The 12,230-nt window shown below is 71.0% G+C and carries 9 protein-coding genes; 5 read left to right on the forward strand and 4 right to left on the reverse strand.

Annotated elements, in window-relative coordinates:
- Nucleotides 1–9: 9 nt before the first annotated feature.
- From nuoL to nuoN, 3 genes are read left to right on the forward strand one after another with little or no spacing between them, the layout of a single operon-like run.
- Complete coding sequence (gene nuoL, locus ACXNSR_RS22755) at nucleotides 10–1,905, forward strand: NADH-quinone oxidoreductase subunit L (RefSeq protein WP_458637366.1); 1,896 nt, start codon at nucleotides 10–12, stop codon at nucleotides 1,903–1,905.
- 1 nt (nucleotide 1,906) lies between these two features.
- Nucleotides 1,907–3,499: an NADH-quinone oxidoreductase subunit M gene (locus ACXNSR_RS22760; protein ID WP_458637367.1), complete on the forward strand. Its 1,593-nt coding sequence runs from the start codon at nucleotides 1,907–1,909 to the stop codon at nucleotides 3,497–3,499.
- Nucleotides 3,496–5,151: an NADH-quinone oxidoreductase subunit NuoN gene (nuoN, locus tag ACXNSR_RS22765; RefSeq protein ID WP_458637368.1), complete on the forward strand. Its 1,656-nt coding sequence runs from the start codon at nucleotides 3,496–3,498 to the stop codon at nucleotides 5,149–5,151. Before ACXNSR_RS22760 ends, nuoN begins: the two co-directional genes overlap by 4 nt.
- Nucleotides 5,152–5,235: 84 nt before the next feature.
- On the opposite strand, the gene ACXNSR_RS22770 is transcribed toward nuoN, so the two are convergent.
- Nucleotides 5,236–5,844: a hypothetical protein gene (locus ACXNSR_RS22770; protein WP_458637369.1), complete on the reverse strand. Its 609-nt coding sequence runs from the start codon at nucleotides 5,842–5,844 to the stop codon at nucleotides 5,236–5,238.
- Between the two features lie 182 nt (nucleotides 5,845–6,026).
- Nucleotides 6,027–7,250 (reverse strand): fumarylacetoacetase, encoded by a 1,224-nt coding sequence (gene fahA / locus ACXNSR_RS22775; protein ID WP_458637370.1) that lies wholly within the window; start codon nucleotides 7,248–7,250, stop codon nucleotides 6,027–6,029.
- A 339-nt stretch (nucleotides 7,251–7,589) separates the two neighbouring features.
- On the opposite strand from fahA, the gene ACXNSR_RS22780 reads away from it, so the two are divergent.
- Nucleotides 7,590–8,408, forward strand: a complete 819-nt coding sequence (locus ACXNSR_RS22780; protein WP_458637371.1) for an HAD family hydrolase — start codon at nucleotides 7,590–7,592, stop codon at nucleotides 8,406–8,408.
- 79 nt (nucleotides 8,409–8,487) lie between these two features.
- Here the strand turns inward: ACXNSR_RS22780 and ACXNSR_RS22785 are convergent, their stop codons facing one another.
- On the reverse strand, nucleotides 8,488–10,491 hold the full coding sequence (locus ACXNSR_RS22785) for a CocE/NonD family hydrolase (RefSeq protein ID WP_458637372.1): 2,004 nt from the start codon (nucleotides 10,489–10,491) through the stop codon (nucleotides 8,488–8,490).
- Nucleotides 10,492–10,539: 48 nt separating this feature from the next.
- Entirely contained in the window at nucleotides 10,540–10,797 is a 258-nt protein-coding gene (locus ACXNSR_RS22790; RefSeq protein WP_458643585.1) for a hypothetical protein, read from the reverse strand.
- Nucleotides 10,798–10,998: 201 nt separating this feature from the next.
- Between ACXNSR_RS22790 and ACXNSR_RS22795 the strand changes: the two genes are divergently transcribed.
- Entirely contained in the window at nucleotides 10,999–12,009 is a 1,011-nt protein-coding gene (locus tag ACXNSR_RS22795; protein ID WP_458637373.1) for a polyprenyl synthetase family protein, read from the forward strand.
- The last annotated feature ends 221 nt before the right edge of the window (nucleotides 12,010–12,230 follow it).

The raw sequence follows: 12,230 nt of genomic DNA on the forward strand, positions 1-12,230 counted from the left end.
GGGGTCGCTGTGGAGAACCTGATTGCGCTGCTGATCGCGGCGCCCCTGCTCGGAGCGGTGGTGCTGCTCTGCGGCGGCCGGCGCCTCGACAAGGTCGGTCACTGGATCGGCACCCTGCTCGCGGCCGCCTCCTTCGGGATCGGCGTCGTACTGTTCGCCGACATGCTGGGGCGCACGGCCGAGGACCGGACGCTGACCCAGAACCTGTACACCTGGATCCCCGTCGAGGGCTTCCAGGCGGACATGGCCTTCCAGCTGGACCAGCTGTCGATGACCTTCGTCCTGCTGATCTCCGGGGTGGGCACGCTCATCCACGTGTACTCGATCGGGTACATGGAGCACGACGAGCGCCGCCGCCGCTTCTTCGGCTACCTCAACCTGTTCGTCGCGGCCATGCTGCTGCTGGTCCTCGCCGACAACTACCTGCTGCTGTACTTCGGCTGGGAGGGCGTGGGCCTCGCCTCGTACCTCCTGATCGGCTTCTGGCAGCACAAGCCCAGCGCGGCCACCGCCGCTAAGAAGGCCTTCCTGGTCAACCGCGTCGGCGACATCGGCCTTTCGATCGCGATCATGCTGATGTTCACCACCTTCGGGACCTTCGCCTTCGGGCCGGTGTTCGCCTCGGCGGACAAGACCTCCGAAGGCACGCTGACGGCGATCGGCCTGATGCTGCTGCTGGCCGCCTGCGGCAAGTCGGCCCAGGTCCCGCTGCAGTCCTGGCTCGGGGACGCGATGGAGGGCCCGACCCCGGTCTCGGCCCTGATCCACGCGGCCACCATGGTGACCGCGGGCGTGTACCTGATCGTCCGCTCGGCCGCGATCTTCAACGGGGCGCCTGACGCCCAGCTGGTGGTCACCGTCGTGGGCGCGGTCACGCTCCTCTTCGGTGCGATCGTCGGTTGCGCGAAGGACGACATCAAGAAGGCCCTGGCGGGCTCGACGATGTCGCAGATCGGATACATGATCCTCGCCGCGGGCCTCGGCCCCATCGGCTACGTCTTCGCGATCATGCACCTGGTGACGCACGGCTTCTTCAAGGCCGGTCTCTTCCTCGGCGCCGGTTCCGTGATGCACGGGATGAACGACGAGGTCGACATGCGCAAGTACGGGGCCCTGCGGAAGTACATGCCGGTCACCTTCGTCACCTTCGGCCTCGGCTACCTGGCGATCATCGGCTTCCCGGGGCTGTCCGGCTTCTTCTCCAAGGACATGATCATCGAGGCGGCCTTCGCGAAGGGCGGCACCGAGGGCTGGATCCTCGGCGGGGTCACCCTGCTGGGCGCCGGCATCACCGCCTTCTACATGACCCGCGTCATGCTCCTCACCTTCTTCGGCGAGAAGCGCTGGCAGCCCGATGCGGAAGGCCACGAGCCGCACCCGCACGAGTCCCCGAAGTCCATGACGATCCCGATGGTCATCCTGGCCTTCGGCTCGGTCTTCGCCGGCGCCTTCTTCGAGATCGGCGAGCGCTTCCTGAAGTGGCTGGAGCCCGTCACGGGCTACTCACACGGCAATCCGCCGGTCAGTGCCATGACGGTGACCGCGGCCACCATGGTGATGCTCCTCGTCGGAGTCGGCATCGCCTGGGCGATGTACGGCAAGCGGCACGTCCCGGTCGTCGCCCCGCGCGGCTCGTTCCTCACCCGGGCGGCCCGCAAGGACCTCTACCAGGACGACTTCAACCATGTCGTGCTGGTGCGCGGCGGGGAGCACCTGACCCGCTCGCTCGTGTACCTCGACCACAGCGTGGTCGACGGGGTGGTCAACGGGACGGCCGCCTCGGTCGGCGGGCTCTCGGGCCGCCTGCGCAAGCTGCAGAACGGCTACGCCCGCAGCTACGCGGTCTCGATGTTCGGGGGCACGGTGGTCCTGATCGCCGCGACCCTGCTGATGAGGGCGGTGTGAGATGAGTTTCCCGCTTCTGACGGTGACGGCCGCGGTCCCCGCGGTCGGCGCGATCCTCACGGCGGCCGTACCGGCCGCCCGCAGGACCGCCGCCAAGTGGCTCGCGCTGCTCTTCTCCCTGGCGACACTGGCCCTGGCCGTGCTCGTCGCCATCCGTTTCGACCCGACCGGTGACCGCTACCAGCTCACCGAATCCCGGCCCTGGATCGCCGACTTCGGCGTCCGCTACGAGCTGGGCGTGGACGGGATCGGGGTGGTCCTCATCGGACTCACCGCGCTCCTGATCCCCTTCGTGATCGCGGCCGGCTGGCACGTCGCCGACCCGCTGGAAACCAGCTCCAAGCGCTGGCGGCCGACCCAGGGCTTCTTCGCCCTGATCCTCATGGTCGAGGCGATGGTGATCATCTCCTTCGAGGCCACCGACGTCTTCCTCTTCTACATCTTCTTCGAAGCCATGCTCATCCCGATGTACTTCCTCATCGGCGGCTTCGGGGACCGGGCACACACCGGGTCCGACGAGAACGCGGCCGCGCAGCGCAGTTACGCGGCGGTCAAGTTCCTCCTCTACAACCTGGTCGGCGGCCTGATCATGCTGGCGGCCGTCATCGGCCTCTACGTGGTCGCCGGTAACTTCTCCCTCCAGGAGATCACCGCCGCCCGCGCCGCGGGCACGCTCGACATGTCGGCCAACACCGAGCGGCTGCTGTTCCTCGGCTTCTTCTTCGCCTTCGCGGTCAAGGCCCCGCTGTGGCCGCTGCACACCTGGCTGCCGAACGCGATGGGCGAGTCCACCGCCCCGGTCGCCGTGCTGATCACCGCGGTCGTCGACAAGGTCGGCACCTTCGCGATGCTCCGCTTCTGCCTCGGGCTCTTCCCCGACGCCAGCAAGTGGGCCACGCCGGTGATCCTCGTACTGGCACTGATCAGCATCGTCTACGGCGCGCTGGTCGCGGTCGGCCAGCGGGACATCAAGCGGCTGGTCGCCTACGCCTCGATCTCGCACTTCGGCTTCATCATCCTGGGCATCTTCGCGATGACCTCCCAGGGCCAGTCCGGCGCCACCCTCTACATGGTCAACCACGGCCTGTCGACGGCGGCGCTGATGCTGGTGGCCGGCTTCCTGATCTCGCGGCGCGGCTCGCGGCTCATCGCCGACTACGGCGGTGTCCAGAAGGTGGCCCCGGTCCTCGCCGGAACCTTCCTGATCGGCGGCCTCGCCACCCTCTCGCTGCCGGGCCTCGCGCCCTTCGTCAGTGAGTTCCTGGTCCTGGTCGGCACGTTCGCCCGGTACCCGGTCGTCGGCATCATCGCCACCACCGGCATCGTGCTCGCCGCGCTCTACACCCTGGTGCTCTACCAGCGCACGATGACCGGCCCCGTGAAGGAGGAGGTCCGCACCATGCCGGACCTGCGCCTGCGGGAAGTCCTGGTGGTCGCCCCGCTGATCGCCCTGCTGATCGGGCTGGGCGTCTACCCGAAGGTGCTCACCGACATCGTCAACCCGGCGGTGGAGCACACCATGTCGGACGTGAAGCAGACGGACCCGCAGCCCGAGGTCGACGTCGAAGCGAAGAACGGGGAGGTGGCGAAGTGAGCGCGCTGACTTCCGCCCACAGCCTGTGGACACTGGCGGCCGAGGCACCGGCCGAACGGATCCCGGCACCGACCATCGAGTACGCACAGCTCGCGCCCACGCTGATCGTGGTGGGCGCGGCGGTGCTCGGGATCCTCGTCGAGGCCTTCGTGCCCCGCAAGTCCCGTTACTACGTCCAGGTGTTCCTCGCCTTCGCCGCGCTGGCCTCGGCCTTCGCCGCGGTCGTCGGCCTCGCGGCCGGCGGGTACGGGTCCGGCAAGGCGCACATCGCCGCGATGGGCGCCATCGCCGTGGACGGCCCGGCGCTCTTCCTCCAGGGCACCATCCTGCTGGCCTCGGTCGTGGCGGTCTTCACCTTCGCCGAGCGGCGCCTGGACCCCGCGGCGCACGGCAACCGGGTGGACTCCTTCGCCGCCCAGGCGGCGTCCGTACCGGGCAGCGACAGCGAGAAGGCCGCCGTCAAGGCGGGCTTCACCACCACCGAGGTCTTCCCGCTGGCCCTGTTCGCGATCGCCGGCATGCTGATCTTCCCGGCGGCCAACGACCTGCTGACGCTGTTCATCGCCCTCGAAGTGTTCTCCCTCCCGCTGTACCTGCTCTGCGCCGTTGCCCGCCGCCAGCGGCTGATGTCGCAGGAGGCCGCGGTGAAGTACTTCCTCCTGGGCGCCTTCTCCTCCGCCTTCCTCCTCTTCGGCATCGCACTGCTCTACGGGTACGCGGGCTCGGTCTCGTACGCGGCGATCGCCGACGTGGTCGACGGCACGGTCGCGAAGATCGACCCGACGCTGGCCTCCACCATGGGCAATGACGCGCTGCTGCTGATCGGCGGCGCGCTGATCATGATGGGCCTGCTCTTCAAGGTCGGCGCGGTCCCCTTCCACATGTGGACCCCGGACGTCTACCAGGGCGCCCCGACCCCGGTCACCGGTTTCATGGCGGCGGCGACCAAGGTGGCCGCCTTCGGCGCCCTCCTGCGCCTCCTCTACGTGGTCCTGCCGGGGCTGCGCTGGGACTGGCGTCCGGTGATGTGGGCGGTGGCCATCGTCACCATGCTCGCGGGTGCGGTGATCGCCGTGACCCAGACGGACGTCAAGCGGCTGCTCGCCTACTCCTCGATCGCGCACGCGGGCTTCATCCTGGCCGGTGTGATCGCGACCTCGGCGCAGGGCGTCCAGTCCGTCCTCTTCTACCTGGGTGCCTACTCCTTCGTGACGATCGGCGCCTTCGCGGTGGTCACGCTGGTGCGGGACGCGGGCGGCGAGGCCACCCACCTGTCCAAGTGGGCGGGTCTCGGCCGGCGTTCGCCGCTGACGGCGGCCGTCTTCGCGGTGTTCCTGCTCGCCTTCGCGGGCATCCCGCTCACCTCCGGCTTCACGGGCAAGTTCGCCGTGTTCAGCGCGGCGGCGGAGAGCGGCGCCGGGGTGCTGGTCGTGATCGGTGTGCTCTCGTCCGCGATCGCCGCGTTCTTCTACATCCGGGTGATCGTCCTGATGTTCTTCAGCGAGCCGAAGGCCGACGGCCCGACGGTGGCGGTTCCCTCGCCGCTGACGATGACCACCATCGCGGTGGGCGTCGCCGTCACCCTCGTCCTGGGTCTCGCCCCGCAGTACTTCCTGGACCTGGCGGGACAGGCGAGCACCTTCGTCCGCTGACCGGTCCGCCGCACGCGACAGGGCCCGGCCCCCTCGGGGGGAGCCGGGCCCTGTCGCGTTGCCCGGGACGCGGGGCGGGGCGGACTAGTGGCCGTGCGCGTGGGCGGCGGGCTTGCCCGGGGTGGGGGCCTTGATCGGGCAGGTCAGCGCCGGGTTCCAGTTGTGGAAGCGGCCGGCCGGGTTCTTCTTGTACGCCCACATGTGGAGGTCGTAGTGCTTGGGCATGCCCTTCCAGTGGCCGGGCATCGGGCCGTCGAAGGGCAGTCCGAACATGCTCGGCCGGTCGTCGGCGGTCTTCAGGTCCTGGTCCCGGTCGGTGGACATCCACTCCACGGTCTCCAGCCGGCGACGCCCGTTGCGGTCCTTGTCCCTGCTGTAGAGGAGCGCGGTCGGCCTGGCGGGGTCCTTCGAACCCCAGTTGGCCTGCTTGACGTAGTGGTAGTTCATGGCGCCCACCCCGAACGGGTTGGTCATGCACTCCTGGCCGTGGGGGACGTATCCGTCCTTGAGGGCTTCCCGCTCGTCCGCGTACTTGGCCGTCGCCGCGATCGCCGTCGCCATGTCCCGCATGGCCTGCTCGTTCCGCGGATCGGGCGCGGGCCCCTCCACTCCGTGCGCCGGGACCACGGCGGTCAGGCCCAGCGACACGGCGGCGGTGATCACGAGGGCGGCCTTGCGGACATCGGGGGACATGGGGACTCCTGCCGTCGACGGGCTTTCGTCCCACCATCCCGGCGCCCCGCGGGCCCCGCACGCTGCGGACCCCCGAACGGGGGGCGGATACCGCCGCCTGACGCCGCGTGAGGGTCACATGGCTCGGCGGGGTGACGGATCCTTCCGTCACCCCGCCGAACGTGTGTGCCGCCGGTGCCCGACTAGCGCGAGCCCACGATGCGGCCGGTGACCTCGCCGAGGCCGACGCGCGTGCCGTCCGTGCCGGGGGCCCACGCGGTGAGGGTGACGGTGTCCCCGTCCTCCAGGAAGGTGCGCTTGCCGTCGGTGAGCTCGATGGCGTCGCGGCCGTTCCAGGTGAGCTCCAGCAGCGAACCGCGCTGGCCGACCTCGGGACCGCTGACGGTGCCGGAGCCGAAGACGTCGCCGGTGCGCAGGGAGGCGCCGTTGACGGTCATGTGGGCGAGTTGCTGGGCGGCCGTCCAGTACATGGTGGCGAAGGGCGGCTGCGCCACCTCCTGCCCGTTGATGGAGACGGTGATGCGCAGGTCGAAGCCGCCCGGGCGGTCGACGTCGCTGTCGTCCAGGTAGGGCTGGAGCGGGAAGTCCCGGGCGGGCGGGGCGACACGGGCGGCGTCGAGGGCCTCCAGCGGGGTGACCCAGGCCGAGACGGAGGTGGCGAAGGACTTGCCGAGGAAGGGGCCCAGCGGCACGTACTCCCAGGCCTGGATGTCGCGTGCCGACCAGTCGTTGAGCAGGAACAGCCCGAAGACGTGCTCCTCGAAGTCGCCCAGTGCCACCGGGCGGCCCATCTCGGAGGGGGTGCCGACGACGAAGCCGACCTCGGCCTCGATGTCGAGCTTGACGGAGGGGCCGAAGACGGGCGCCGGGTCGGTGGGCGCCTTGCGCTGGCCACTGGGGCGCACGACGTCGGTGCCGGAGACCACGATCGTGCCGGAGCGGCCGTGGTAGCCGATGGGCAGGTGCTTCCAGTTGGGCGTCAGCGCGTCGCCGTCCGGGCGGAACATCTTCCCGACGTTGGTGGCGTGGTGCTCGCTCGCGTAGAAGTCGACGTAGTCGGCGACCTCGTACGGCAGGTGCAGGGTGACCTCGTCGAGCGGCACCAGGTGCGGCTCGACGGCGGGGCGGTGGCCGGGGTCGGTCACCCAGGCGGTCAGCGCGCGGCGCACGTCGCGCCAGGCGGTGTGGCCGGCGCCCAGCAGCGGGTTGAGGGAGTCCCGTCCGAGCAGGTCCGCGTACGGGGAGCCGAGCGCGGCCGCGGCCGCCCCCGCGTCGAGGACGAATCCGCCGATGCGCACGCCGACCCGTCGCCGGTCGTCCGCGGCGGTCGAGAAGACGCCGTAGGGGAGGTTGTGCGGCCCGAACGGGTCGCCCTCGGGGACATCGAGGGGGCTCTGCTGGGGCATGGGGTACTGCCTCGCTTTCGACGCGGTCCGGGGGTGTCCCGGTAGACACGGTGCGGGACACGCTACTCAGGATCCCGCGGGAACGCGCGGGTACCCGGTCGGAGATGAAACACATCCCTGTACGACTGCTGTGGTCAGGTATCCACAGTTCCGGTCATATCTGATCTTTTGGTGCGTGCGGGCGATCGAGGGCTCTACCGTCGGGGTTGTGCACTTCCCTGCCCCTTCCCTGTCCCGCTCGACGCGGGAGCGGGCCAGAGTGGCGGATGGGGCGTGGGGGAGGCCGGATTCGGGCTCTATTTGTAGGACTTGTCCAAAGGGGTCCGTATCCTAGGCGCCGTGACTTCCGCTCCGCCTCCGGCTCTTCCCTACGTCTTGATCGCCACAGACCTGGACGGGACTCTGCTACAAGCCGGGGACACCGTCTCCGCCCGCTCGTACGAAGCGCTCGCGACAGCGCGTGCGGCCGGCGCCCAGCACATCATCGTCACCGGACGCCCCGTTCCCCAGGTCCGACACGTCCTCGACGGGCTCGGTTACACGGGGCTCGCGGTGTGCGGGCAGGGCGCGCAGGTGTACGACGCGGCGCGCGGGCGCCTGCTGCACTCCGTCTCCATGGACCGGGAGCTGGCCGAGGTGGCCCTCGGCAAGATCGAGGCGGAGGTTGGCGAGGTCTACGCGGCGGTCAACCAGGAGGGCCTGGACGCGGAGATGCTGATAGGGCCGGGCTACCGGATGTGGCACCCCCACCTGCCGACGGTCCGCGTCCCGCGGCGCTGCGACCTGTGGACGGCGCCGATCAACAAGGTGCTGCTCCAGCACCCGGAGCTCGGCGACGACGAGCTGACGGAAGTGGCGCGGTCGGTGGTCGGCCACCTGGTGAACGTCACCATGGCGGGCGAGCACACGGTGGAACTCCAGCCGCCGGGCATCGACAAGGCCAGCGGGCTCGCGCGGGCGGCGGACGTCCTCGGCGTCAGCCCGTCCGGGACGATCGCCTTCGGGGACATGCCGAACGACATCCCGATGTTCGCGTGGGCGGCCCACGGGGTGGCGATGGCGAACGCGCACCGCGAACTGGTGGCCGTCGCCGACGAGGTCACCCTCTCGAACGACGCGGACGGCATCGCGGTGGTCCTGGAACGGCTCTTCGGCTGACCGCCGGTCCCGGGGGCTCGGCCGGTCCCGGCCCCGCCGGCGTTCCGGGCCCCGGGGGCGCGCGCCGGGGCGGCTTCGCTCAGCCCGCCGCGCGCGGCAGCCGGCGTTCCCACGTCCGGTGGAAGACCACCTCGTCCCCCTCCCGGCACACCACCTCGTTCGACGTCAAAAAACCGCCCTCGTCGCAACGGATCTCCGACCGGGTCTCCACCCTCGCGTCCCAGCCCAGTTCCGGCCGGTGCAGCCGGATCCGCCACCGAGACCGCGTCCGCGCCGAGAGCGCGTCCGCGTCCTGGATCTCGTACACCTCCTGCGCGTCCTCCTCGTACTCCAGGCCGTCCGGGTACACCCGGGTGCCCCCGTACCGCGGGTCCACCTCCAGCCGCCACGTCCCGCGCGCGACGTCCCGTACGACCAGCCGTTCCGGGCGCGGTTCGTCCAGCGTCCCCGGGAAGACCACACCCAGCGGCTCCGCCTGCTCCGGGGCCTCGAAGACGATCCCGCCGTCCGCCGCCGAGCCCGCCCGCACCGGCAGGGTCAGTGCGCTGCCCGCCGGGTCCAGGGTCCAGCCGGCCTCGGACCCGGCCCGCGGCCAGATCCACGGCCAGTACGCGGAGGACACGGCGAGCCGGATCCGGTGCCCCGGCGCGAAGGCGTGGCCGATGCCGTTCAGCTCGAAGGAGACGTCCTCGTACGCGCCCACCGGCCAGGGCAGCGCCCGGTCGCGGCCCCGGCGGGCGGAGAGGTTCAGCGCGCCCCGCGTGACCAGCGTCGAGGAGCCGTCCGGGGCCACGTCGCACAGCCGGGCGACCACCTGCCCGTACGGCACGTCGAGCCGCAGCCGCAGGGTCACCGACGGCCGTCCCAGGATCTCCAGCGGCTCCTCGCGCCCCACCGGGAACTCGAAGCAGGCCGACTTCGCGTCCTCCTCCCGCTGGTCCGGCGGCAGGTCGGCGTCGTTGCCGAAGGGGAAGAACCGGCCCGCGTCCAGCCCGGTGTGCTGCGGGGAGGCGACCTCCACCGGCGCGCCCTGGAACACGTACGGGACGGGGATGACGGACGCCGACGGCCAGGACTTCTCGCCGACCCAGCGGCCCGGCAGCTCCTCGTACACGGTCGCGGGCGGGTGCGAGTCGCTGATCCAGCTGCGCAGCAGCGGCTCCTCCATCACCCCGTTGTCCGCGCCCTTCAGCCAGTGGTCCCACCAGCGCAGGGTCTCCTGGAGGAAGCCGATGGCCGGTCCCGGCGGCAGGCCGCGGTCCGGGTACTGGTGCGACCAGGGGCCGATCAGGCCCCGCACGCGGGCGGACGGCAGGTGTTCGACCAGCCGCAGCACGGTGTCCCGGTACGGGTCGTGCCAGCCGCCGACGGCGAGCACGGCCGCGCCGACGGCCGGATAGTCCTCGCAGACGCTGCCGTGGCGCCAGTAGGCGTCGCGCGTCTGGTGGGAGAGCCAGGTGTGGATCAGCGGCTCCACGGCCTCCAGCCGCTCCAGCCACTGCCGGCGCCAGTCGTCGCCGACGAACTGCGGGTCCGGCGGCCGGGAGGTGAAGGCCAGCATGGTCGCCGCCCACGCGTGCATGTCCACGGCGAGCACCGAGCCGCCCATGTAGTGCACGTCGTTGTCGTACCGGTCGTCCGTCGAACAGACGGTGACGACCGCCTTCAGCGGTTCCGGGGCCAGCGCCGCGATCTGGAGGGAGTTGAACCCGCCCCACGAGATCCCGAACATCCCCACCGACCCCGTGCACCACGGCTGCGCCGCCAGCCACTCCACCACCGCCACGCCGTCGGCCAGTTCGCGGGCGTCGTACTCGTCGCCGGGCAGGCCGCCGCTGCAGCCGTGCCCGCGCACGTCCACCCGTACGGAGGCATAGCCGTGCCCGGCGTACCAGGGGTGGCGCTGCCGGTCGCGCGGCGCGGTCCAGTCGGTGAGCCGGTACGGGAGGTACTCCAGCAGCGCCGGAACCGGCTCGTCCGTCACCGGGCGCCAGATCCGGGCGTACAGCTCGACACCGTCGGGCAGCGGGATCCGGACATCCTCGTGGGTGGTGCCGTACGGGAAGTCGGTACGGATGATCATCTGCTCCCAGCCTCCGATCGCCTCGGACGTATCGCCTCGGACCCGGCCTCAGCGGACGGGGTGCATCGTGCGCCGCGGCCACGGCGCCGTCGTCTTGCCGTCGAAGGCCCGCGGCGCGGGCTCGGTGGCGGCCGACGCGCCCGAGGAACCGGGGATGCGGTCGGCGAGCCGTCCGCCGGCGACGGGGACGAGGTGGACCATGGTTCCGTGGGCCGCCGGGACGGAGGCGGCGGTGCGCGGGGGCGGCGGCGGCCGGTCGGCGGCCGGATCCGCGGGCTCGTCCTTGTCGGTCGCAGTTCTGGGCAAAACGCAATCTCCGGTTGTTTCGGCTTATCAAGAACATACCGGTGCTCATCGGACAGTGCGCGGGTGGTGTCGGGGCGGTGGCCGGGAAGGCGCTCTCGGTGATCGAAAACAGACCCGATACGCTGGCTTGAGTGATGGCAGCGACACATCGACAATCCATGTGATCGTCAGCGTGATCGTCAGCAGACAGGAGTACCCCTCGTGACCGTCGTCGGGCCGTTCGGACTGAGCGTGCGGGACCAGGCTCTTGAGACCGATGTCCAGGCCGGACTGGCCGCCGTCGAGGCGGGTCTGCTGGAAGCCACCAAGAGCGAAGTCCCCTTCATCACCGAGGCCGCACAGCACCTGGTCCGGGCCGGAGGCAAGCGCTTCCGGCCGCTGCTGGTGATGCTCGCGTCCCGTTTCGGTGATCCCTACGCGCCCGGCATCGTGCCGTCCGCCGTCGTGGTCGAGCTCACGCACCTCGCGACGCTCTACCACGACGACGTCATGGACGAGGCGGACGTCCGCCGCGGGGTGGAGAGCGCCAACGCCCGCTGGGGCAACTCGGTGGCCGTCCTCACGGGTGACTTCCTGTTCGCCCGCGCCTCGCACATCCTGGCCGACCTCGGGCCGGAGGCCGTACGCATCCAGGCCGAGGCCTTCGAACGGCTGGTGACGGGCCAGATCCTGGAGACGGCCGGCCCGCGCGACGGCCGCGACCCCGTCGCCCACTACCTCGACGTCATCGCCGGCAAGACCGGCTCGCTGATCGCGGTCTCCGGCCGCTTCGGCGCGCTCATGTCCGGTGCCGACGAGTCGGTCGTCGACATCCTGACCCAGTACGGCGAGCGCCTCGGCACCGCCTTCCAGCTCGCCGACGACGTCCTCGACATCGCCTCCGACGCGCACGAGTCCGGCAAGACCCCGGGCACCGACCTGCGCGAGGGCATCCCGACGCTGCCCGTGCTGCGGCTGCGCGAGATGGCGGCCCAGGGCGGCGACCCGGCGGACCTGGAGCTCGTACAGCTCCTGGACGGCGACCTGACGGACGACGCCCGCCACGCCGAGGTGCTCACCCGGCTGCGCGCGCACCCCGCCCTGGAGCGGGCCCGCCGCGACACCGTCCAGTACGCGGAGGACGCGCGGGCCATGCTGGCCCCGCTGCCGGACTGCTTCGCCAAGTCGGCGCTCGAAGAGCTCTGCGACGCGGTGGTGCACCGCGCCGGGTGACGGCCACGACTGCGGAACGGGCCCTTCCGCCCCGGCGACCCCTACGGGTCGGGGGAGGAGGGGCCCTTTCCATGTCATCCCACGGGCGTACGCGCAGTTGCGTCCGGGGACTGACGCCCCGGGGCCGCGGATTTGGTCAGATGGAGTCATCCAACCCCACCAGATCGGGTGAGCGCGGCGACACGGTGGTCACCGCAGTCGACACAGAGGGCAGGGCACTG

The sequence above is a fragment of the Streptomyces sp. NC-S4 genome, from assembly GCF_054353315.1.

Excerpts from the sequence above, each read along its gene's own strand:
- ACXNSR_RS22760 (WP_458637367.1), top strand. The coding sequence starts at position 1,907 with ATGAGTTTCCCGCTTCTGACGGTGACGGCCGCGGTCCCCGCGGTCGGC.
- fahA (WP_458637370.1), bottom strand. The coding sequence starts at position 7,250 with ATGCCCCAGCAGAGCCCCCTCGATGTCCCCGAGGGCGACCCGTTCGGG.
- ACXNSR_RS22770 (WP_458637369.1), bottom strand. The coding sequence starts at position 5,844 with ATGTCCCCCGATGTCCGCAAGGCCGCCCTCGTGATCACCGCCGCCGTG.
- ACXNSR_RS22785 (WP_458637372.1), bottom strand. The coding sequence starts at position 10,491 with ATGATCATCCGTACCGACTTCCCGTACGGCACCACCCACGAGGATGTC.